This window comes from Nocardiopsis sp. YSL2 (assembly GCF_030555055.1).
Taxonomy (GTDB): Bacteria; Actinomycetota; Actinomycetes; order Streptosporangiales; family Streptosporangiaceae; genus Nocardiopsis.
The window spans coordinates 4,323,020-4,345,981 of the sequence record NZ_JAMOAO010000001.1 but is presented as its reverse complement, the minus strand read 5'-3'; the positions used below and the strand labels follow the sequence as shown (position 1 = coordinate 4,345,981).

The window sequence follows — 22,962 nt, the reverse complement described above, 5'->3', positions numbered from 1 at the left end:
TGACTGGTCTACCCGTGGCGGGTGCGGCTACTGGGGTGACTGCTCGGCGATCTGGTACACCTCGGTCCGGCCCGCGGACGCGACGACGACGGTCCCCTCGGGCACTTCGCGCCATCCCGGGGCGTCGTCGAAGGGCTCGGAGGCCACGAACACCCCGCCCTCCGGCTCGCGCAGCGTGAACAGGGTGTCCCCCGCCGCCGTGCCGACGATGGCCTCACCGTCGCTGGCCAGCAGGTTGTAGCGGCCCTCGGAGTGCTCCCGGGCGTGGCGGACCACGGCGGCCAGGCTCCCGGGCAGGTCCCCGGAGGCGCGCCAGAGCCGCACGGTGTGCGCGAACAGGGGCGCGGAGTCGACCGGCGCCCGCGCGTCGAGGGCGCCGGGCGGTGGCGGGGCGGCCAGCGCGGCGGCCAGCGCCTCGTCGTCCTTGGCCGCCCCGTTGTGGCTGAACAGCAGCCGGTCGGCGCGGAAGGGCTGGGCACCCGACTCCTCGGAGCCGAACCCGACCGTGGCGTCGCGCACGGCGGCCACCACGCACCCGGACGTGATGGCGCGCGCGGCGTCGGCGAAGGACGCGTCGCCCCAGATGGGCATGGCACGCCGGTAGCGCAGCGGCGCCCCGGGCTCCCCGGGCGCCCCCGGCTCCGGGTACCAGCCGACGCCGAACCCGTCGGCGTTGACGGTCCCGTACCGCTGCCTGCGCGGCGCCCAGGACTGGACGTGCAGTGAGTGGGGCGCCGCGTACAGCAGCTCGTGCAGCGTCCGCGGCGGCCCGAGGTAGGCGAGGTGACGGCACATCAGACGGGTTCCGCGTCGCGCGCGCAGCGGAACCCGCTGAAGATCTGCCGCCGGATCGGGTGGTCCCAGTTGCGGAACGTGGAGCGCACCGCGGTGGGGTGGGTCGCCCACGACCCTCCGCGCAGCACCTTGTACCCGCTGTCGAAGAACACCTCGGAGTACTCGCGGTACGGGAAGGCGGCGAACCCCGGGTAGCCGGTGAACGTGGTCGAGGTCCACTCCCACACGTCGCCGATGAGCTGCTGGACGCCCAGCGGAGACGCGCCGTCGGGGTGGCGCCCGGCCGGCGAGGGCCCGAGTCGGCGCTGTCCCAGGTTGGCGTGGCGGGGCTCGGGCTCCTCGTCGCCCCACGGGTAGCGGTACGAGCGGCCGGTGGCGGGGTCGAAGCGGGCGGCCTTCTCCCACTCGGCCTCCGTGGGCAGCCGTTTGCCGGCCCAGGTCGCGTACGCGCGCGCCTCGTGGAAGGACACGTGCTGGACGGGCTCGTCGGGGGGCACGATCTCCTGGCGGCCGAACCGGCGGCGGGTCCAGGCGTGGCCGTCGCGCGACCAGAAGGCGGGCGCCACGGCGCCGCGCTCCTTGCACCACTCCCAGCCGTCCCTGGTCCACCAGCGGCGGGTCTGGTAGCCGCCGTCCTCGACGAACTCCTGGTAGGCGGCGTTGGTGACCGGGCGGGTGTCGATCCAGAAGGCGGCGAGGTCGACCACGCGCGCGGGACGCTCGTTGTCGTAGGCCCAGGGGTCGTCGTCGGTCCCCATGGTGAAGGGGCCCTCGGGGACGAGCACCTCGTCCTGGCCGGGCACGCGCATCAGCGCCACGTCGGCGGGGTCCTCCAACAGGACGGGGGCGCCGCGGCGCAGCTGGTGGGTGGCGAGCATGGTCTCGTCGTGCATGTGCTCGTGCTGGATGACCATGTGGTAGACGAAGCCGGCGTCGAGCAGGGAGCGGCCGGCGTCGGGCGCCCCGGGCTCGCGGGGCGCGATGTCGGCGGTCTCCAGGGTGTCCAGGACCTCCTCGCGCACCCGGGCGTTGTACTCCTCGGCCTCGGCGGGGCGCAGCAGGGGCAGGGTCACGCGGTCGGCGCGCGGGTTCTCGAAGGCGTCGTAGAGGCCGTCGATGTCCGGGCGCAGCGCCTCGCGGCCGCCCGCGGCGCGCAGCAGCCACTGCTCCTCGTAGTTGCCGACGTGTGCCAGGTCCCAGACCAGTGGCGACATCAGCGGCGAGTGCTGGGTGAGCAGGCCCTCGTCGTCCAGGGCCCGCAGGGTGAGTCCGTTGCTGCGCCGCCGGCTGCGGTCGAGTTCGGCGGCGATGCGTTCCTTGGCGATCTCCTGGTCGTGGTTCACCGTGCTCCTCCACTGGGCTCGGAGTGGCGGTCGGCCCCCGCGCCCGTCCGGGGCGCGGCGGACGGGGAGCGCAGGGCGGGTGCGCCCGGCCGGAGGTCGGCCGGGCTCAGTCCCCGCCGGACGTAGCGATCGGCGTAGGCGTCGACGAGGACGGCCAAGTGGGCCGCGCCCATGCGGGGCAGGGCCTCCACGGCCGCGTCGAAGCACACGCGGGCGCAGGCGGCCACGGCCGGATCCTCCAGGCCGCGCTGGGCGGAGCTGAGCCACAGGCGGGGGTCGGGGGCGTGTCCGCGGCACATCCGCTCGGTGGCCTCCGCCGCCACGGCGCGGGCCCGCGGGTCGTCGGCCAGCGCCGCGGCCAGGGCCATGGGGACGGGCCACCAGCGCACCGGGACCGCGTCGATCATGCGCAGCTCCCACCAGCCGCGCGGCCGCACGGGAGGGAAGAGCGTGCTCAGGTGGAATTCCAGGTCGGCGGCGACGGGGCGGCGCGGACCGGTGCCCGCGATCCACTCGGCCAGGGTCACGCCCGGGTCGGAGCGCCACGGGCCGCCGTCGTGGTCGGGTACGGCCATGACGGTGGCGGCCAGGGCGTACTCCGTCCAGGCGGTGGCGGGGTCGCGGTCGCCGTGGGACTCCAGGACGGGCCGGGTGCGTGTGGCGTCGGTGGCGGCCCAGATCGCCCACCGGGTGGACTTCCAGCCGGTGGGGCGGCCGCGCCAGACGGCGGAGTTGGCGAAGGCGGCGACCAGCACCGGGCCGAGCCGGTGGGCGAGCTCCCAGCGGTCGCGGCCGTCGTCGGTGTCGGCGCCCGTGTCCAGGCAGACCTGGAGCGAGGCGGTACCGCACATCATGGTGTGACCGCTCCGATGGCGGCGGTCGGCGAAGAAGCGCTCCATGGCGTCGTAGCGCGGGGCCCGGAGCTGGCGTACGGGCGGGCGGACCGGGTCCAGAGCGGTCTCCCCCAGGCACAGGCCGGCGTCCGCGAGGGCCTTGCCGATGTGCTCCAGGTCCGCGGCCAGGGCCTGGTGGGCCTGGGCCGGGCCCGGTAGCGCGCGCGAGCTGAGCTCGAGCTGGCCGCCGGGCTCGAAGGTGATGCGGCTGCCGGCGGGCAAGGGGCCGCTGGCCTCCAGCAGTGCCGCGAGGCGTTCGATCGAGACGGGTTCGGTGGGCCGGGCGGTGTCGGAGACGAGCCATTCGGTCTCGGCTCCGACCTTGCCTGGAGGCCCGGTCTTGAAACAGACCCCGCGGATGTAGTCGTGAACGTCTTCGGTGGTCAGGTACGTCATGGACGGCTCCCTGGGTGACGGCGCCCGGGTGGAACCGGACGGCACCTCCAGGGTCCTGCCCAGGTGTTCGTCGCGGCGAACATGAACATCTCCTAGAAATCACGGGACGTTTCTGGACATGTCCATGTCACCCGGGGCGCGCACGACGACACTCCAGGTGGTGTCAGGATTCCGCGCCGGGTGCGCACCCCGTCGATAGCAAGTGTGATGTGTATCACATAGAAGTGAAGTCCTTCAGCCGGTCGACGACGACACCGCGCTCCTGCTCGGTCAGCCCGATGCCGAACACCCCGTCGAGGACGTCGGGCACGTCCTCGATCGCGATCTCCCGCTCCTCGTGGGTGCCGTCGGGGTGCTTGGTCACCAGAGCCGTGTTCGTGAGCAGGCTCTGCGCGTGCGGCGCCATGCGCTGGGCCATGAGCCGGCCGCGGAACGGCGACCGCGGGTGGGTGGTCAGGAAGTGACTGAAGATCGCGTAGTCCTGGGGCAGCATCGCGGCGGTGGCGAACATGTACATGTCCCTCCACGTCCGGCCGTCGAAGGACCGCAGGAGCCACTCGTCCGGACCCACGTCGTCGACCCGGTCCAGACGCAGCCCCCAGCCGCCCCGCTCCTCCTGGTGTCCGTCCGCGAGGGGGAAGGGTTCCAGCAGGCCGCCGCCACCGAAACCGACGTCGGCCATCCATCTCCGCCCGTCCAGTTCCACCAGGAGCACGGCGTGGGTCGAGGGCCGCGGATGCCCTTCGGCGCCGATCACGACACGGGCCGCCAGTGCGGTGAACACGAACCCGAGACGGTCCAGGACGGCGGCCAGGAGCAGGTTCTGTTCGTAGCAGTAGCCGCCCCGGCGCCGGTGCACCATCTTGTCGGTGAGCGCGGGGACGTCCAGCAGGACCGGCCGGTCCAGCACGAGCTGGAGGTTCTCGAAGGGGATGTGCGCCAGGTGCGCGCGGTGCACGGCCCTCAGGGTGTCCAGGGTCGGTGGCAGGTCCGCGCCGCGCAGGCCCACGCGGTCGAGGTAGGCGTCCAGGTCCAGGTCACCGCCGCGCCAGAAGTCGCGTTCGGTGACGATCCGTCCGGGCAGGGGTGCGAGTGCGTCTCGTTCGATCGACATGCTCGCGGCAACAGGCCCCCGCGGCTATTGCTTCCGGTCCGCGCGGTCCGGTGGCCGGATCCGGCCACCGGCACCCGCCGCCGCCCAGTGGCAGGCCGCACGGAGCCCGGACGCGTCCGGCCCGGGCCCCTCCTCCAGCACGCCGGGGTCCTGGGTGCGGCAGCGGTCGGCGACGCCCGCCCGCTCCGCCTCCCCCGACGCCAGGACCGGACAGCGCGGGTGGAACCGGCAGCCCCGCGGCACGTGCTTGGGGTCGGGCGGCTCCCCCGACAGGACCACGGGCACCTTCCCCGAGTCCGGCAGGACCGACAGCAGGGCGCGCGTGTAGGGGTGGGCGGGTGCGGCCAGGACCTCCTCCACGGGGCCGGTCTCCACGACCCGGCCCAGGTACATCACGGCGACCCGGTCGGCGATGTTCCAGGCCAGGCCCAGGTCGTGCGTGGCGATCAGGGCCGACAGCCCCAGGTCGGCGCGCAGGTCGAGCAGCAGGCGCAGGATCTCTCCGCGCACCGACGCGTCCAGGGAGGCGACGGGTTCGTCGGCCACCAGGACCTCGGGCTCCAGGACGAGCGCGCCCGCGATCACCACGCGCTGGCGCTGGCCGCCGGACAGCTCGTGCGGGTAGGCGGACAGGAACCGCTCAGGCGGGCGCAGGCCGGCCCGCGACAGTGCCCGCCCCACCCGGTCGGTCTCGTCGGCCGTGGTGCCCTCGTGTACGCGCAGTCCCTCGGCCACGGACTCGTAGACGGTGCGGCGGGGGTTGAGTGAACCGGTGGGGTCCTGCTGGACCAGCTGCACCCGTCGACGGTAGGCGCGCAGGTCGCGCGAGCGGTAGCGCAGTGGCACCCCCTCGAAGAGCACGCGCCCGGCCGTCGGGCGCTCCAGGCCCATCAGGAGCCGGGCGAGCGTGGTCTTGCCGCAGCCCGACTCCCCCACGAGGGCGACGATCTCCCCGGCTCCCACGTCCAGGTCCACGCCGTCGACGGCCCGTGCCGTGCCCGAGCCGCGGTTGAGCCCGGTCCCGGAGGAGAAGGCGACCTCCACGCGCTGGGCGCTGAGCACGGGCACGGCCGCTCCGTCCGCTCCGGCCGGAGCGGACGCGGCGGTGGCAGGTGCGTCTGTGGTGCTCAACGGGCCGTCTCCTGAGGCGGTGGAGGTCACGGGGTCTGCTCCGGAGGAGTCGGTCGAGGGTCGTGGCCCGCCCCCTCCGCCGCGCGGCCCGGGGGCGATGGCGGGCGACGGGCCGAAGAACCCGCGCCGGAGGCGTCCGTTGAGGGTGGTAGCCCCGCCCCCTCCGCCGCGCGGCCCGGGGGCGATGGCGGGCGACGGGCCGGGCCGACGTGTACGCACGCCGCGTGCCGGTCGGCGTGCCCCTCGGTGTCGGGGTCCACCGGCCACAGCGGCGGGTCGACGGTGGCGCACACCGCCTCGGCCACCGCGCAGCGCGGACGGAAGACACAGCCGCGCGTCGGCTGCGACGGGTCCGGCGGATCGCCCGGGAGCCCGCGCGGTGCCAGGCGCGAGGCGGGATCGCCGATCTTCGGGAAGGCGGAACCGAGCGCAGCGGCGTAGGGGTGGACCGGCGCGTGGACGACCTCGCGGGCGGGCCCGCGCTCCACGACCCGGCCCCCGTACATGACCGCGACCCGGTCACAGGTGTCGGCGAGGACGGACAGGTCGTGGCTGATCATGAGCATCCCGATGCCGTGGTCGGCGATGAGTCCGCGCAGCAGGGCCAGGATCTGCGCCTGAATCATCACGTCGAGAGCGGTGGTGGCCTCGTCGGCGACGACCAGACGCGGTTCGCACGCCAGTGCCATGGCGATCATCACCCGCTGGCGCTGGCCTCCCGAGAGCTGGTGGGGGTGGTCGCGGGCGCGCGAGGGCGGCAGGCCCACCTGGTCCATGAGCTCGGCCACGCGCCCGGGCACACGTGCGTTCGGCACGGTGCGGTGCAGCAGCATGGGCTCGGCGATCTGGTCCCCGATCCGCCGAACCGGGTTGAGCGCGTGCATGGCGCCCTGGAAGACCAGGGAGGCGCCCGCCCACCGCACCGCCCGCAGCCGCCCCCAGCGCATGTCCAGGACGTCCTCTCCCTCCAGGAGGATCCGGCCGGTGATCCCCGTACCGGCGGGCAGCAGGCGCAGCAGTGCCAGGGCGACCGTGGACTTGCCGCTGCCCGACTCCCCCGCCAGGCCCAGGACCTCCCCTGCGCCCAGGGCCGCGTCCACGCCCCGGACGGCGGGGACCGCGCCGGCGCCGGAGCGGTAGGTGACGTGCAGGTCGCGGACGTCGAGCAGGGCGGTCAACGTGCCTCCCGCGGGTCGAGGACGGCTTCCAGCGCACGGCCGCACAGCGTGAAGGACAGCGCCACGACGGCGATCGCCAGCCCAGGCGGCACCATGTACCACCAGATACCCGCGCTGACCGCCCCGGCTGTGCGGGCCGCCTCCAGGACGCCGCCCCAGGAGATCGTCGCGGGGTCGCCCATACCCAGGAACGCCAGGGTGGACTCGGCGATGATGGACGTGGCCACGAGCAGGGTCGTCTGGGCGAGCACGACCGGCATCACGTTGGGCAGCACGTGCCAGGCCATCACGTGGGCGTGGCCGCCGCCCAGCGCGCGGGCGCGTTCGACGAAGGGCCTGGCCTCCACGGCCAGGGTCTGGGCCCTGACCAGACGGGCGGTGGGCGGCCAGACCGTGAGGCCGATGGCCACGATGATGGTGGCCGTGCCCCGGGGCAGCACCGCCGCCAGGGCGACGGCCAGGACCAGGGTGGGCAGCACCAGGAACCAGTCGGTGACGCGCATGAGCGACGAGGACACGATCCGCCCGGGCAGGCCGCCGGAAGAGCCGAAGTGCCCGGCCGTCACACCGACCACGGTCCCCAGGGACACGGACACGGCGGTGGCCAGGAAGCCCACTGTGAGCGAGACGCGCGCGCCCCACACGACCAGGTCCAGCACGGAGCGTCCGAAGTTGTCGGTGCCCAGCGGGAAGGCGCGGCTGGGCGGCTCGTAGGGGTCGCCCGGCGCACCCGTGATCGTCAGGTGCACGGGCTCGACGAACCAGGGCGCGGCCAGGGCGATCGCGGTGATGGCCACCAGCGCCGCCAGGCCGGCCAGTCCGGCGCGGTGGCGGGCGTAGTCGCGGGCGAAGCGGCGCAGGGCCAGTCGGCGGCGGCGCCAGGCCAGCGCGCGCGGCGAGAGCGTCCCGGCGGCTCCGGCGGGCGCGCTCACGGCCGCACCCGCGGGTCGAGCAGCGGATAGACCAGGTCGGCCAGGAGGTTCATCAGGATCACGGAGGCCGCGAAGACCACGAACAGCCCCTGGACCAGGCCGAGGTCGGGCACGCGCAGCCCGGAGTAGAAGAGCTGGCCCAGTCCGGGCCAGGAGAAGACCGTCTCCACCAGGATCACGCCGGAGACCACCTGTCCGAGGTTGAGGAAGACGAGGGTGACCGTGGGCAGCAGGGCGTTGGGCACGGCGTGCCTGCGGCGCACGAGTGCGTCGCGCAGTCCCTTGGCCCGGGCGGTCGTGAGGTAGTCGGCCCCCTTCTCGTCCATGAGGGAGGAGCGCATGATCATCAGGTACTGGGCGTAGATGACCGCGACCATCGTGGTCACCGGCAGGACCATGTGCCGGGCCGTGCTCAGCCCGGTCTCCCACGGACCCGTGGCGTCGGGGTCGACCATCCCGCCGGTCGGGAAGAGGTCGGGGACGAAGCCCCGGCCCGAGGCCAGCACCACGATGAGGAGCAGGCCCAGCCAGAAGGTGGGCACCGACCAGAAGAACAGGGCCACGGCCGTGCTGACGCGGTCGCCGCGCCCACCGGGCCGCCATCCGGCGCGGGCCCCCAGGAACAGGCCCAGGGCCGCGGCGACGACCGTGCCCGTCCCGGCCAGCAGCAGTGTGGGGCCCAGGCGGTCGAGGATGAGCTCGGCCACCGGTTCGCGGTACTGGAAGGACGTGCCGAGGTCCAGCCGCACCAGCCCGGAGGCGTAGTCGAGGAACTGCTCACCGAGCGACCGGTCCAGCCCGAACTGGCGGCGCAGCTCCTCGCGCTGCCCCGCGCTGACCTCCCGGCCCTCGGTCATCGCCCGTACGGGGTCGCCGGGCAGGATCCGGAAGAGGAAGAACCCGGCGGCCACGACCGCCGCCAGCGAGAGGGCGGCGGTCGCCAGGCGCCCGGCCACGTACACCAGGATCCGCGCCAGGCGCCCGGTCCCGGTCGGCCCGGCCGGGACGGGGGCGTCGGGTGCCCCGGCCCCGGCGGGGCGGTCGGACGTGGTGGGCGCGCCGGTCACTCGCGGTCCCCCGCGGTCGCGCGCCGCAGCACGAGGACCACGGCGCCCACGACCAGCAGGAGCGCCGCGCCGCCGCCGACGGCCCACACGGCCCCGGAGGAGGGACCGGACGAGGCGGCCGCCTCGTCCGCGGCCGCGGGCTCGGCCGACCACCACGCCCAGTAGCCGTCCTGGCCCCAGATGTTGCCGCCCGGATCGGGCTGGACCTGGAGGGAGGTGACGTGGTCGGTCCGGTAGGCCTCCAGGATGTTGGGGTAGGCCAGGACGTTGACGACGGCCTCGGTGTAGAGGACCTGCTGGAGTTCGTGCACGATCTCGGCGCGGGCGGCGCGGTCGTACTCGGCCAGCTGGGCCTCGTAGAGGTCGTCGTACTCCTCGTCGCAGAAGTAGGCGTCGCCCTGCATCGTGCCGGGCTCGACGGGCAGCGCGCCGCAGGTGTGGATGCTGAACACGTAGTCCGGGTCGGGGTTGACCGTCCACCCGGTGAAGATCAGGTCGTACTCGCCCGTGTGCAGGGCGTCGCTGAGCACGCCGGGGTCGACGGTGTTGTTCTCCACCTCGATCCCGATGTCGGCCAGTCTCTCGACGATGACCAGGGCCGCCTGCACGTTGTCCGGGCGGTCGGCGTGGGCGTGCAGCCGCAGTTCCAGGCGGTCGCCCTCGGGAGAGACGCGCACGCCGTCCTCGCCGGACTCGTAGCCCGCCTCGTCGAGCATCGCGTTGGCGGCCTCGGGATCGAAGGCCAGGATCTCCTCCGGGCCCTCGGGCGACCAGTGGAAGTCCCCGTAGCGGGGCGGGATGTAGCCGCCCGCGGCGACGGCCTGGCCGTTGTGGGCCTTGTCGACGATCTCGTCGTTGTCGATGGCCATGACGATGGCCTGGCGCAGGGTGAGGTCGGACAGGGCGGGGTGGCCGTCGCCGAACGCCTCGCCGTCCTGCGTCTCGGCCCCGGGGTTGACGGTGAAGGCCTGGAAGCGCTTGCCCTCGGCGATGTTGACCGCGATGTCGCGGGCGCCCTCCAGGGACCTGGCCTGGGCGTCGGTGAGCTCGTAGACGAAGGAGACCTCGCCGCTGCGCAGCGCCTCGACGGCGGCGTCCTTCTCGGAGTAGTAGCGCAGCACGACGCGGTCCAGCTCGGGTCCGCCGCGCCAGTGGCCGGGGTTGGCCTCCAGGGTGATGTGGCGGCCCCGGTCGTGCTCGGTGAGGACGAAGGGGCCGCTGCCGACGACCGGGAAGACCTCGTTGGTGTAGTCGGCGAAGGCGTCGCCCTCCTCCTCCAGGATCGGCTCCCAGACGTGGCGGGGGACGATGGGGATGTCGAGCGAGGCCATCGTGGCCTGCGGCTCGTCGAGTTCCACGACCACGGTGCGGTCGTCCTCGGCGGTCACGGACTCGAACCCGGCGACGTAGTTGCCCGAGGCGATCGCCGCGGGCTCGTTCTCCATGATGGTGGTGAACGTCCACACGACGTCGTCCGCGGTGAGGGGCTCGTCGTCGGTGAAGACGACGTCGTCGCGCAGGTGGAAGGTCCAGGTGAGGCCGTCGTCACTGGACTCCCACTCCTGCGCCAGGGCCGGCGCGGGCTCGTTGGTCCCGGGGTCGACCGTCACCAGCGAGTCGTAGACGTGGCGCAGGATGTTGGTCGTGACGGCCAGCTGCGCGGTGAACGGGTTGAAGGAGTCGACCTGCTGGGAGACGGCGATCGTCATGGTGTCGGGACCGGCGTCGTCGGCGGCGGCCGGGAGCGGCCCGGTCCCGGCGAGGAGCAGCAGCGCGCCCCCCGTGGCGGCCGCGCGGCGGGCCGGGGTGCCGACAGGGGCGCGCCGAGGCCGGGGGCCGTCCGCGGGACGTGGTGAAGGGCGACGGGCGGGGAGGAACGACATGGTCGGCCCCTGTCAGGATCGTGGGTCGGCGGCGGACCACCTGGGGGTGGTTGGTTGTCTACCAATGGAACGCGTTGAGGGTCAATGACCTACACCCGGGTCGCTGACATCGCAACACATTCGCGTCCCCGTTGCGCGACGGCGGTGTTTCGAGTGCACGAAGTGTCCGGAGTGTCCGTCCGTAACCCGCCCCGATTCGCGGCGGTTGCGATACTCCGCTACGGTTCCCGCCATGATGGGGCACTCACACGCGCTGACCGGCGTGGTCGGCTGGATGGCGGTCGTTCCGCTCGTCCAGGGAACGGAATTCCTCGCGCTCAGTTTCGACCTGGGACCCGGTGAGATCATCGCCGGGTCGCTCGTGTGCGCGGGGGCGGCCCTGCTGCCCGACCTCGACCACAAGAGCGCCACGATCACCAGGACCTACGGCAAGGTCACCGAGGTGCTCAGCGACATCTTCAGCTGGGCCTTCGGCGGACACCGCATGGGAACGCACTCGTTCTTCTTCGCCGCGCTGATGGGTCTGATGGTCACGATGCTGGCCCTGTGGTCGGAGCTGGCCGTGCAGATCTTCGTGTTCCTGCTCATCGGCATCGCGCTCCAGGGTCTCGGCTTCGGCCTGGACAAGAACAAGGCGGCGTCGGGCATCATCAACGCCATGGCCACGGGCGCGATCACACTCGCGCTCTACGCGGCCGAGCTCAACTACTCCTGGCTCGGCCTGGCGGTGGCCTTCGGCGTCGTCCTGCACTTCTTCGGCGACATGATCACCAAGATGGGCGTGCCCATGTTCTGGCCCTTCTGGAAGAAGCGCATCGGGCAGAACAAGGGGTTCAAGACCGACGGCCCGGTCGAACAGAAGGTGGTCACCCCGCTGCTGACCATCGGCGTCGTGCTCTTCTCCGTCTACCTCTTCGACTGGTCGACCCTGCTCCCGGAATACTGAGCACCGCTGGGTTCCTGGCCTAGGCTGGGGGCGTGACTCGAACCTCGGAGAACCTCAGCCCGGAACTGCACGCCTACATCGTCTCCCACACCACGCCCGTCGACGACGTCCTCGCGGACCTGGTGGCGGAGACCGAGCGGCTCTTCCCGGACTACAAGGGCATGCAGATCGGCCCCGAACAGGGCGTCTTCACCACACTCCTGGCCCAGACGTCCGGGGCCCGCGACGTCGTGGAGGTCGGCACCTTCACCGGCTACTCCTCCATCTGCCTGGCGCGCGGCATCCCGGCCGACGGAACCCTGTTGGCCTGCGACGTCAGCGACGAGTGGACCTCGGTCGCCCGCCGCTACTGGAAGCGCGCGGGCGTCGACGGCAAGATCACGCTCAGGATCGGGCCGGCCCTGGACACGCTGCGGGCGCTGCCCCGCGAGCCCAGCTTCGACCTGGCCTTCCTGGACGCCGACAAGACCGGCTACGTCGACTACTGGGAGGAGCTGGTCCCCCGGATGCGCGCGGGCGGCCTCCTGCTGGCCGACAACACGCTCTCGCACGGGCGCGTGGTGGAGCGCAGCGTCACGGCCGACGCCGTCCAGGGCATCCGCGACTTCAACGACCACCTGGTCGCCGACGACCGCGTCACCCAGGTCCTGCTGCCGATCGGCGACGGCCTGACCCTGGCGCGCAAGCACTAGGACGTCCGCCGCGGCCACTCGCCCCGCCGCGCGGCACCCCCGCACGGCTCCCGCCGTGTTCCCGCCGGCCGGCCGCCGCACCGGGACGTCCTCCACCACCGCGGAATCCTGCCCGGGGACCGCGCCATTTGGGTAGTGTCCAGTTCCATGCGCCTGCTGCACACCTCGGACTGGCACCTGGGCCGCTCCTTCCACCGGGAGAACCTCATCGGGGCCCAGTCCGCCTTCCTCGACCACCTCGTCGACACGATCGGCGACCAGCGGATCGACGTGGTGGTCGTCTCCGGCGACCTGTACGACCGCGCGCTGCCGCCGGTGGACGCCGTCCGGCTGTTCGACCGCGCGCTCGGCCGGATCCGGGCCACCGGCGCCCGCGCCGTCCTCATCAGCGGCAACCACGACTCCATGACCCGCATGTCGTTCGCCACCGGGCTCATCGACGCCTCCGGCGTACACCTGCGCAGCTCCCTGGACGGCGTCGGCACGCCCGTCGTGATCGAGGACGCGCACGGCCCCGTCGCCTTCTACGGCATCCCCTACCTGGAGCCGGAGATCGCCCGGCACCACTGGGACCTGCCCGAACGCGGACACACCGCCGCGCTCGGGCACGCCATGGACCTGGTCCGCGCCGACCTGGCCGAGCGCCCCGGCACCCGCTCGGTCGTGCTCTCGCACGCCTTCGTCAGCGGAGGCGAGCCCTCCGACAGCGAACGCGACATCTCGGTGGGCGGCGCCTCCCACGTGTCGGCCTCGGTCTACGACGGCGTGGACTACGTCGCCCTGGGCCACCTGCACGGACGCCAGACCATCACCCCGTCCGTGCGCTACCCCGGCAGCCCCCTGGCCTACTCCTTCTCCGAGGAGCACCACGTCAAGGGGTACTGGATCGTCGACCTGGACGCCGACGGCCTGGCCGGGTGCGAGTTCCTCCCCACGCCCGTCCCCCGGCCGCTCGCCCGCGTCCGGGGACGGATCGAGGACCTGCTCACCAGGCCCGAGTGGGAGGCCTACACCGGGCACTGGCTGCAGATCACCCTCACCGACCCCCGCCGCCCCGCCCACCCCATGGACCGGCTGCGCGAACGCTTCCCCCACGCACTGCTGCTGGAGTTCGCCCCCGAGGGCGGCACCGAGCACTCCCGCGCGGTGACCTCGCCGGTCGCCGACCGCAGCGAGCGCGAGGTGATCGGCGACTTCGTCGAGTGGGCGCGCGGCACCCCCGCCACACCCGAGGAGGAAGCGCTGGTGAACGCGGCGATCGAGCAGGTCCGGCTCCAGGAGGGGGCGCGCTGATGCGGCTGCACACCCTCACCGTGCAGGCCTTCGGGCCGTTCGCGGACACCGAGCGCGTCGACTTCGACCGGCTCGGCGCGGGCGGCCTCTTCCTCATCCACGGCGCCACCGGCGCGGGCAAGACCTCCGTGCTGGACGCCGTGTGCTTCGCGCTGTACGGCACCCTGCCGGGAGCACGCGGCAAGGACCGCTCCCCCAAGAGCGACCACGCTCCGCTGGACCGCGTCCCGGAGGTCACCCTGGAGTGCACCGTCCGGGGACGCCGCGTACGGATCGAGCGCCGCCCCCGCTGGGAGCGGCCGAAGAAGCGCGGCACCGGCACCCTGACCGAGAACGCCAAGGTCGTCGTGAGCGAGCGCGTCAACGGCCGCTGGGAGGGCGTGACCACCCGGCCCGACGAGGCCGGACAGTTCATCGGCGACCTCGTCGGCCTCACCATCGACCAGTTCTGCCAGATCGCCATGCTGCCCCAGGGCGACTTCGCCCGGTTCCTGCGCGCCAGGTCCGACGAGCGCCGCGATTCCCTGGAGCGGATCTTCAACACCCGCGTGTTCCGGGACGTCGAGGACTGGTTCAAGGGGCACGCCAACCGGCTGCGCCGCGAGGTGGAGACCGCCAACGACCGGGTGCGGGCCGTGGCCGGCCGGATCACCGAGGTCGGCCGCTCCACCGCGCCCGACCTGCCGGAGGAACTGTCGGCGTGGGCGGCCGAACTGGCCTGCGTCACCGGTGCGACCGCCGCGGACGCCGACGCCGTGGCGAGCGGGTTCACCGAGGCGCGCGCGTCGGCCCAGCGCGCGCTGGCCGAGAGCCGCGAGGTCCGGGCCCGCCAGGAGCGGCTGGCCGCCGCACGGGAGCGGCGCGCCCGGCTCGCCGGGGCCGCCGAGGAGCGGGCCCGGATCGACCTCCGGCTGGCACGGGCCGAGCGCGCCGAAGCGGTTCTGCCGTTCCTGCGGGCGCGCGACCACCGCCGCACCGAACTCGACAAGGCCGAGATCGCCGTGGCCGACCAGCTGTCCCTGGTCTCCGGGCTGGCCGACGTCGACACCGGCGTCGGCGACCGCACCGACGCCGCCGACGGACCGCAGGGTCCGGACGAACCCGGTCGCGAACGCCCGCAGGCCCTGCTGCGCGCCGCCGAGCAGCGCAGGCGCGACGAGCTCGCGCGGCTGGACCTGATGCGCGGCGACGCCGAGCGGCGCACGTCGCTGGGGCAGGCCATCACCCGCTTCACCGGACGGCTGGGCGGCATCGAGGCCGAGCTGGCCCGGGTGCGCGCCCGCCTGGCCGAACTTCCCGCGCGGACCGAGAAGGTCACCGTCGAACTGCGCCGGGCACGGGAGCTGGGCGGCCAGGCGGAGGCGGCCGAGGCCGCGCTGGCCGCCGCCGAGCGACGCCGGACCGCGGCCGTCGAGCACGAGCGCCTGGACGCGGACCTGGCGGCGGCCGAGGAGCGCCACCGCGCGGCCGTGGACGCGGCCCAGGCCGCCCGCGACCGCGCCCTGGACCTGCGGGAGCGACGGATCACCCACATGGCGGCGGAGCTGGCCGCCGACCTGGTCGACGGCGAGCCCTGCGCGGTCTGCGGCGCCGGGCACCACCCGCGCCCGGCCCGCCCCTCGCAGGGCGGTCGGGTGACGGCGGAGGAGGAGAAGGCCGCCCACACCGACGCCGAACGCGCGGGGACCGCCCGTTCCGAGGCCGAGTCCGCGGTCGTGGCACTGCGCGAGCGCCGCACGGCCGCCGCCGAACGCGCCGAGGGGCGCACCGTTCCCGCCGCGCGGGAGGAGGAGCGGTCCCTGCGCACCGCCCTGGACGAGGCGCGGACCGCCGCCGGGGAGGCACAGCGCCTGGAGGAGGCACTGGACCAGCTCACCGCCGAACTGGAGCGGGGACGGTCCCACGAGGCCGACCTGGCCCGACAGGAGTCGGAGGTGCGGGCCCACCGGGAGAGCGCCGCCGGGGAGCACGCACGGCTGACCGCACTGCTGGACCGGGCGCGCGGAGACGACCCCGGGCTGGAGGAGCGCATCGCGCGGCTCTCCGAGGAGGCCGACCTCCTGCGCGCGGCGACGGAGGCCGTCAACACCCGGGACCTGGCCGCGGAGGAGCTGCGGGCGGCCGCCTCCGACGCCGAACGGCGCCGTGCCGAGTCCGGCTTCGACGACGAGGCCCAGGTGCGGGAGGCCGCACTGGAGGAGCCGCGGCGGCGCGAGCTGCGCGAGCGGGCCCGGGCCCACGACGACGGGGTGGCCGCGGCCGAGGCGGTGCTGGCCGACCCGGAGCTGACCGCGGCCGGTGCGGCCCCCGTGCCGGATCTGGGCGCGGCGGAGGCGGCGGCCGAGCGCGCCGCCACCGCCGCGGACCGCGCGGTCGCCTGGCGGAGCATGCTCCAGGAGCGGGCCGACCGTCTCGCCGCCCTGCGCGAGGAACTGGCCGAGGGTCTGGCGGGCTGCGCGCCGGTGCTGCGCCGGTACGCGGTGGCCGAAGGGCTGCGCGGCCTGGCCGCGGGCACGTCGGGGGACAACACCGACAGCGTGCGGCTGTCGGCGTACGTGCTCGCCGCACGGCTGGAGCAGGTCGTGGCGGCCGCCAACGACCGGTTGCTGACCATGTCCGACGGCCGCTACGAGCTGCGGTACACGGTGGACAAGGCCGCCGGGGACGGCCGCGCGCGGTCGGCGGGCGGCCTGGGCATGCGGGTCGTGGACGCCTGGACGGGGGTGGAGCGCGATCCGGCGACCCTGTCGGGCGGCGAGACCTTCTTCAGCTCGCTGGCCCTGGCGCTCGGCCTGGGCGACGTCGCCTCGGCCGAGGCGGGCGGGACCGAGATCGACACCCTGTTCGTGGACGAGGGGTTCGGCACCTTGGACGAGGACACGCTGGAGGAGGTCCTGGACGTGCTGGACCGGCTGCGCGACGGCGGTCGCGCGGTGGGCGTGGTGAGCCACGTGGCGGACCTGCGCCAGCGTGTGACGACCCAGCTGAAGGTGGTCAAGGGCGCCGCGGGCTCGCGCCTGGAGCACATCGGCTGAGGGGCGCTTCGGGGCGCTCCACGCCGGGGCCGTCGTCGTCGCTCCTGCCTGTCCCGACCGTCGCCCGCCGCCACCCTCGACGGACGCCTACGGCGCAGCCCTGCTCGCTCTGGCCCGGGTGGACCCCCTGTGGTCGGGGCGGGCTTGGCGGTACACCTCTGCCCCCTGCGTTCCGTAGGACCTGGTGGTCGCTTCGACCCCACGGGGGCGCGGCTGGGCTTCGGCCGACCCGGGTCGGGGACGCGCCGGGGCGGTGGGAGAATGACCAGCGTGAATTCGCTGGTCAACATCGCCGTGTTCGGAATCGTGGGCGCCATCATGATGGCGGCCCTCATCGGTCTTCTCCTCGTGCTCTCCGGGAGCGCCCGCGGGGCCACTCCCCCGGTACGGGTGGCGTTCGGGGCCGCCTCGGTGGTGCTGCTGGTGGCGCTGCCCTCGCTGGCCGCGGCGAACACCCTGGTCGGCGGAAAGGGCTTCTGGGCGGCCTTCGCCGTCGCGAGTTGCGTGGTGGCGGTGGTCTACGCCGTGAACGTGGCACTGCTGCCCGTCATCGCCCGCCGTCGGGCGGCGGCGACCGGAAGCGCCGTTCCCGCCGGGTTGACGCCGTCCCTGCCGGTCCTGGCCCTGGGCCTGGTGTTCTGCCTGGCGCTCGGCCTGGTGGGCGCGGGGGTGGGCGCCCTGGTGGCCTGAGCCGCCTTCCGCCCCGGTACAGGGGGCCGGTCCGTCGATCGACGGACCGGCCCCCTGTACCGCGCGCGGTGCCGGGCCCGGGAGGAGCGCGGGGACGGAGCGCGCGGGCCCGTCCGGACTCAGCCGTCCGCGTCCGCGCCCCGGCCCGTCGGCGGGAGCCCCCGCGAGCGGCGGTCCAACTCGGCCAGGTAGGCGTTGTAGTCGTCCATGTCGGCGTCGTCGGAGCCGTTGCGGCGGCTGTGCCGCACGCGGCGGCGCTCCTCCTTCTCGTCGTCGCGCGACCACTGCACGACCAGCGCGAGCATGACCAGCACCGTCGGGATCTCACCGAGGGCCCACGCGATGCCGCCGCCCTCGTACTGGTCCTCGGCCTGGCCCTCCAGCCACGGCACCTCGAACTGGTTGTAGAAGTCCATGGCGATCGGCGCGGACTGCATCATGATCGTGATGCCGAAGAAGGCGTGGAATCCCATCGCCACCAGCAGCAACAGGATGCGCAGGAGGAAGGGGATCTTCCGCGGTGCGGGGTCCACCCCCACGATGATCCAGTAGAAGAGGAATCCCGCGAGCAGGAAGTGCACGCCCATGAACAGGTGACCGAGGTGGTCGTTCATCAGGTTCGGGAACAGCGGCGTGAAGTACAGCGCGTAGGGGCTGATCACGAACAGCGGCGTGGCGACGGCCGGATGCGTGACGACCTTGGAGAAGCGGCTGTTGAGGAACAGGTTCAGCCACTCGCGCGGGCCCCGGTCGCCGCGCCGCCTGGCGGGCTTGAGCGCTCGCAGCGCCAGGGTCACCGGTGCGCCCAGCACCAGCAGGATCGGCACGAGCATGGACAGGACCATGTGCTGGATCATGTGCGTGGAGAACAGCACCATGGAATAGGTCGCGAACCCGGTGAGCTGTACGGCCACGATCGTGAGCAGGCCCAGGGCGAAGGCGACCGTGCGGCCGACCGGCCAGGCGTCACCGCGCCGCACGAGGCGGACCACGCCCGCCGCGTAGAGGCCGCCCCCGACCACGACGAGCATGATGAAGAACAGGTCCGGGCGCCACAGCGTCAGCAGGGTCTGCAGGCTCATGGGCGGCGGGACGGGGAAGCCCAGGATCGCGGCGGCGGGATCGACCGTGCCCTCCAGGGGCGGCGGAGGAGCGGTGCGCCCCAGACCGACGGACACACCGATCACGGCGGCCATCACCAGGACCTCGACGGCCGCGATCCGCAGGAAGGCCCCGCGTCGGAACGACCGCCCCTCCTGCCCGGGCGGCGCGTCCCCGATCCGCCGCAGCGCGTGCTCGCGGTGCAGGTAGCCGAACGCGCCCAGGACCGCGAACAGCACGACCTTGACGATGATGATGAGCCCGTACTCGGTGGCGACCAGGTCCGTCACCGAAGCGAGCCGGGCCAGGGCGCTGGCCGCGCCGCTGACGGCCACACCGGCGTAGGCCCACAGGGCCATCCGGCTGAACCGGGCGACCGCGACGGGCGAGTCCTGCCCGTCGCGCCGCACGGCGTGGTAGGTGACCGCGGCGAGCCCGCCGACCCACGCCGTGATCGCGATCACGTGCAGGGCCAGCCCGGTCACGGCCAGCTCGTGCGCGCCGGAGGAGGCGGAGTGGCCGGTCAGTCCGGGCGGGGTGACGGCGATCAGCCCGAGCACGAGCAGCCACAGCGCGCCCGTGGCCGTGACGACCGTGCGGCCGAACAGGGCGATCCCCGTCGTGATGAGGACGACGAACATCAGCGCGATGCCGGTGGAGACCGAGCCGGCGTAGGCGGTGACCTCGTCGACGCTCACTCCGCCGAACGGCCGCGCCAGGAACTCCGAGGCCTGGAAGTACATCGTGAACACCGCGGCCACGGCCCAGGCCAGCGCGGCCCAGGTGGCACCGCGCACGTACTCGGTGGCCTGCTCGCTCAGCCGTCCGCGTTCGGAGGGGAGCAGGACGGCGGCGAGCAGCAGCAGTCCGACGGCCAGGACGGCGGAGGCGTCCATGACGACCTTGGACAGCGGAAGGCCCCAGCGCACCGCCTGCCCCGCGTCCGGCAGGCCGGGAATGAGGACGGGGAAGGCCGCCCCGCCCAGGATCAGGGTCAGGACGAGCGCCCCCAGGCACAGGACCGCGCCGGCGCCCGCGACCACCGGGACGAGGCCCGGGCCAGGTGCGTCGTCGCGTTCCTGCGGGGAGGAAGTCGTGTTCTGTGCGGGAGGAGCCACTCGCCACTCCGTCGTCGAGGTCGGTCCGGTACTGGACGGCGTCCCCGGTCCACCCGCCGTCGGCCAGCTCCCTTCCGGCGGGCGCCTCGCGTGGAGGAACAGCGGAGGAACACCGGAGCCAAGGTTAGACGGTGGTCCGCGGGCGTCGGACCCGGGTGGCTCCCCGGAGAGGCGCTCCGGTGACCCCTCGGCCCGCGCGGCTCCGATTCGCGTCACGGGTAGTGCCGTTTCCCCGGTGTGGCGGGGCCTCGCGCGATACGCTCGGTGTCCGAGTCGAGACGGCGCCCTCCCGTTTCCCCGCGTCCGTCCGCGGCCCTTCCCGCGGCCCCGGCACTGCCTGTCGACGCGGGCGTCGGAGCCGACCGGGATACCGGTATCCCCCGGCTGGAGGGCGGGGCCTTCAGCCCACGGGGGTCGACGGCCGCCGTGACCAGACCCACCGATGAGGAGGCGACCTCGATGGCTCCGTTCCGCACAGGACAGGGCCGGGTCGCGGTCGGCAGCGGTGGAGGCCGCGGCACGCGGACCGGGCACGGTCCGGTCGGGGCCCCGTGGACGGGCCGGCGCCCGCTGCGAGGCGCGGACGGTTACGCCTACGCCACACAGAGGGAGGCAGGGGCTTCCTCCTCCGTCTGAGGGCGGGGGTGCAGGTCCCCACACACCAGATGACCGAGTTCGACATTGTGGTCCGTTCCACGCGGGTGGTCGCGCCGGACGGGGTGCGGCCGGCGAGCGTGGCGGTCCGGGACGGCCGGATCGAGGCCGTGGGCCCCTACGACGCCCCCGTGTCCGCCGCCGAGGAGACCGACCTCGGGGACGTGGCGCTCCTGCCGGGCGCGGTCGACCTGGACACCGGGGTCCAGGTGCCGGGCCAGGACCTGGCCGAGTCCTACCGGCGCGTGAGCCGGGCGGCGCTGCGCGGCGGTGTGACCAGTGTCGTGGCCTCGCCCGCGCCCGCCCGGCCCGCCATCACGTGCGCCGACGCCCTGCACGTGCACCAGCGCGCGGCGGCGGGCCTGCCCGTGTCGGTGTACTTCCTGGGCGGGGTGACACGCGGGACCGGGCCGCTGGACCTGGCCGACCTGCAGGCGGCGGGCGCGGTGGCCTTCCGCGGATCGCTCTCGGACGGGGGCGCCCCCGACATGGCCGCGCTGAGCGACGCGCGGCTGCGCAAGTCGATGGCCGAGATCGCGGCACTGGACTCGGTGCTGCTGGTGCACGCCGAGGACGCCGAGGAACTGGGCACCCCCGCGGTGTCGGCGGAGCAGCGCCCGCCCCGAGCGGAGCGGCGCGGGCTGGAACGCGTGATCGCGGCGGCGCGGGTGGTGGGCACGCGCACGCACGTGGGCCCGTTCTCCGCGGCGGAGTGCGCCGCCCTGCTGGCGGCGGCGGAGTCGATCGGGGTGGCGCTGTCCGCGCAGTCCTGTGCCCACTACCTGTGCCTGCCCGCCGAGGCCCTCCTGCCGGAGAACCCCGCGCACGCGTGTCGGCCGCCGGTGCGCTCGGACGCCAACCGCAAGGCGCTGTGGAGCGCCCTGCTGTCGGAGGACTCGGCGATCACCACGGCCGGTTCGGGGCACCTGCCCGCCAGAGGGCTCTACACCCTGGACTGGAACCTGCCCGCGCTGTGGACGGCGGCGTCGCGGCGTGGACTGGGGCTGGGCGACCTGGCGCGGTGGACGTCGCGGGCGCCGGCCGCGTTGGTCGGGCTGACCGGCAAGGGCCGGATCGCGGCGGGCTGCGACGCGGACCTGGTCGCCTTCGACCATCGGCGCAGGCGGACCGTCCCGACGTGGGATCCGAGCCCGTACGCGGGTAGGGAACTGACAGGCGGGGTGGGTCCGGTCTGGGCGATGGGCCGCCGTGCGCCGCGAGATCCGGACAGCACCGCCTGAATCCGCTCGAACCGCGTGGCACCCCGTGTCACACCCCACACAACGCGCTTACATGATGTCAACAAGGTCGACGACGGCTATGCATGTTGACGATAGCGCTGTGGCGGCTTCGCAGGTCACAGTGGGGGTATCAACGGAGATACCAGTTGGAGGAACAGTGCGCATCGGCGTCCCCCGCGAGATCAAGAACCACGAGTACCGGGTGGCCATCACCCCGGCGGGAGTCCATGAGCTCGTCGGTCGCGGCCACGAGGTCTTCGTCGAACGCGACGCCGGCCTCGGCTCCTCCATCACCAACGAGGAGTACGTGACCGCTGGGGCGACCATCCTCGACACCGCCGACGAGGTGTGGGCCGCCGGCGACCTGATCCTCAAGGTCAAGGAGCCGATCCCCGCGGAGTACCACCGCATGCGCGAGGGGCAGACCCTCTTCACGTACCTGCACCTGGCCGCGTCCCGTGAGTGCACCGACGCCCTCCTGGAGCGCCGGGTGACCGGTATCGCCTATGAGACCGTGCAGCTGCCCGACGGCGGGCTTCCGCTGCTGGCCCCGATGTCGGAGGTCGCCGGCCGGCTCGCCCCGCAGGTCGGCTCGGTGACCCTGCAGCGCCCCAACGGCGGGCGCGGCGTGCTGATGGGCGGCGTCCCGGGTGTGCGCCCGGCGCGCGTGACCGTGATCGGCGCCGGCGTGTCCGGCCTGAACGCGACGCAGATCGCGGTGGGCATGGGCGCCGACGTGACCGTGCTCGACCTCAACGTCAACAAGCTGCGGCACGTGGACGAGCTCTACCGCGGCCAGGTCAAGACCGTCGTGTCCAACGCCTTCGAGCTGGAGCTGTCGGTCCTGGAGTCGGACATGGTGATCGGCGCCGTCCTGGTGCCCGGCGCCAAGGCGCCCAAGCTGATCTCCAACGAGCTGGTCTCGCGGATGCGCCCGGGCGCGGTGCTGGTCGACATCGCCATCGACCAGGGCGGCTGCTTCGAGGACTCGCGTCCGACCACGCACGACGACCCGACCTTCACGGTGCACGACACGGTCTTCTACTGCGTGGCCAACATGCCCGGAGCCGTGCCGAACACCTCCACGCACGCGCTCACCAAGGACACCCTGCGCTACACCGTGGCGCTGGCGGAGAAGGGCTGGCGCCAGGCGCTGCGCGACGACGCCGCGCTGGCCGGCGGCCTGAACACCTTCGACGGTGCCGTGGTCTACGCTCCGGTGGCCGAGGCCCACGGCCTCAAGCACCTGCCCCTGGACGAGGTCCTGGCCCAGGACTGATCCGGGACCGATCAGAGCCGGAGGGGTCGACCGCGCGTGGCGTGGGCGGCCCCTCCGGCCGGTCCGGGGTTCGCGGTCCTCCCCTCCGGTCCTGCGGGCTCGGGGCGGGCGCAGGGCGCTGCCGGTGGCTTCCGGCTGCGGTCACCGGCCGAGCGTCACGAACGGAGATTCGTTTTACAGT

Annotated in this window: 17 protein-coding genes; 7 read left to right on the top strand and 10 right to left on the bottom strand. The window is 73.8% G+C overall.

What is annotated here, in order from left to right:
* Positions 1-27: 27 nt before the first annotated feature.
* From egtC to M1P99_RS19125, 9 genes are all read right to left on the bottom strand, one after another.
* A complete protein-coding gene (gene egtC / locus M1P99_RS19165) occupies positions 28-795 on the bottom strand; it encodes an ergothioneine biosynthesis protein EgtC (RefSeq protein ID WP_304453977.1) in 768 nt (255 codons plus the stop codon).
* A complete protein-coding gene (egtB, locus tag M1P99_RS19160; RefSeq protein ID WP_304453976.1) occupies positions 795-2,138 on the bottom strand; it encodes an ergothioneine biosynthesis protein EgtB in 1,344 nt (447 codons plus the stop codon). The genes egtC and egtB overlap by 1 nt, the downstream gene beginning before the upstream one ends.
* Positions 2,135-3,427: an ergothioneine biosynthesis glutamate--cysteine ligase EgtA gene (egtA, locus tag M1P99_RS19155; protein WP_304453975.1), complete on the bottom strand. Its 1,293-nt coding sequence runs from the start codon at positions 3,425-3,427 to the stop codon at positions 2,135-2,137. The genes egtB and egtA overlap by 4 nt, the downstream gene beginning before the upstream one ends.
* Positions 3,428-3,641: 214 nt before the next feature.
* On the bottom strand, positions 3,642-4,541 hold the full coding sequence (locus M1P99_RS19150) for an arylamine N-acetyltransferase (protein WP_304453974.1): 900 nt from the start codon (positions 4,539-4,541) through the stop codon (positions 3,642-3,644).
* Positions 4,542-4,565: 24 nt separating this feature from the next.
* A complete protein-coding gene (locus tag M1P99_RS19145) occupies positions 4,566-5,672 on the bottom strand; it encodes an ABC transporter ATP-binding protein (RefSeq protein ID WP_304453973.1) in 1,107 nt (368 codons plus the stop codon).
* A gap of 26 nt (positions 5,673-5,698) precedes the next feature.
* Positions 5,699-6,850, bottom strand: a complete 1,152-nt coding sequence (locus M1P99_RS19140) for an ABC transporter ATP-binding protein (RefSeq protein ID WP_304453972.1) — start codon at positions 6,848-6,850, stop codon at positions 5,699-5,701.
* Positions 6,847-7,782 (bottom strand): ABC transporter permease, encoded by a 936-nt coding sequence (locus tag M1P99_RS19135; protein WP_304453971.1) that lies wholly within the window; start codon positions 7,780-7,782, stop codon positions 6,847-6,849. The genes M1P99_RS19140 and M1P99_RS19135 overlap by 4 nt, the downstream gene beginning before the upstream one ends.
* On the bottom strand, positions 7,779-8,849 hold the full coding sequence (locus tag M1P99_RS19130; RefSeq protein ID WP_304453970.1) for an ABC transporter permease: 1,071 nt from the start codon (positions 8,847-8,849) through the stop codon (positions 7,779-7,781). Before M1P99_RS19130 ends, M1P99_RS19135 begins: the two co-directional genes overlap by 4 nt.
* Positions 8,846-10,732: an ABC transporter substrate-binding protein gene (locus M1P99_RS19125; protein ID WP_304453969.1), complete on the bottom strand. Its 1,887-nt coding sequence runs from the start codon at positions 10,730-10,732 to the stop codon at positions 8,846-8,848. The genes M1P99_RS19130 and M1P99_RS19125 overlap by 4 nt, the downstream gene beginning before the upstream one ends.
* Positions 10,733-10,964: 232 nt before the next feature.
* Between M1P99_RS19125 and M1P99_RS19120 the strand changes: the two genes are divergently transcribed.
* From M1P99_RS19120 to M1P99_RS19100, 5 genes are all read left to right on the top strand, one after another.
* On the top strand, positions 10,965-11,678 hold the full coding sequence (locus M1P99_RS19120) for a metal-dependent hydrolase (RefSeq protein WP_304453968.1): 714 nt from the start codon (positions 10,965-10,967) through the stop codon (positions 11,676-11,678).
* A 32-nt stretch (positions 11,679-11,710) separates the two neighbouring features.
* A complete protein-coding gene (locus tag M1P99_RS19115) occupies positions 11,711-12,370 on the top strand; it encodes an O-methyltransferase (protein WP_304453967.1) in 660 nt (219 codons plus the stop codon).
* Between the two features lie 147 nt (positions 12,371-12,517).
* Complete coding sequence (locus M1P99_RS19110) at positions 12,518-13,663, top strand: exonuclease SbcCD subunit D (RefSeq protein ID WP_304453966.1); 1,146 nt, start codon at positions 12,518-12,520, stop codon at positions 13,661-13,663.
* On the top strand, positions 13,663-16,698 hold the full coding sequence (locus tag M1P99_RS19105) for an SMC family ATPase (protein WP_304453965.1): 3,036 nt from the start codon (positions 13,663-13,665) through the stop codon (positions 16,696-16,698). Before M1P99_RS19110 ends, M1P99_RS19105 begins: the two co-directional genes overlap by 1 nt.
* A gap of 261 nt (positions 16,699-16,959) precedes the next feature.
* Entirely contained in the window at positions 16,960-17,388 is a 429-nt protein-coding gene (locus M1P99_RS19100) for a hypothetical protein (protein WP_304453964.1), read from the top strand.
* A 119-nt stretch (positions 17,389-17,507) separates the two neighbouring features.
* Here M1P99_RS19100 and M1P99_RS19095 read toward each other — a convergent pair whose 3' ends face one another.
* On the bottom strand, positions 17,508-19,607 hold the full coding sequence (locus M1P99_RS19095; protein WP_304453963.1) for a cytochrome c oxidase assembly protein: 2,100 nt from the start codon (positions 19,605-19,607) through the stop codon (positions 17,508-17,510).
* Between the two features lie 665 nt (positions 19,608-20,272).
* On the opposite strand from M1P99_RS19095, the gene M1P99_RS19090 reads away from it, so the two are divergent.
* Both M1P99_RS19090 and ald read left to right on the top strand, forming a co-directional pair.
* Entirely contained in the window at positions 20,273-21,502 is a 1,230-nt protein-coding gene (locus tag M1P99_RS19090) for an amidohydrolase family protein (RefSeq protein ID WP_304453962.1), read from the top strand.
* A gap of 157 nt (positions 21,503-21,659) precedes the next feature.
* Positions 21,660-22,781 carry an alanine dehydrogenase gene (gene ald / locus M1P99_RS19085; RefSeq protein WP_304453961.1) on the top strand — a complete coding sequence of 374 codons (1,122 nt, stop codon included), beginning with the start codon at positions 21,660-21,662 and terminating at the stop codon, positions 22,779-22,781.
* Positions 22,782-22,962 lie beyond the last annotated feature (181 nt).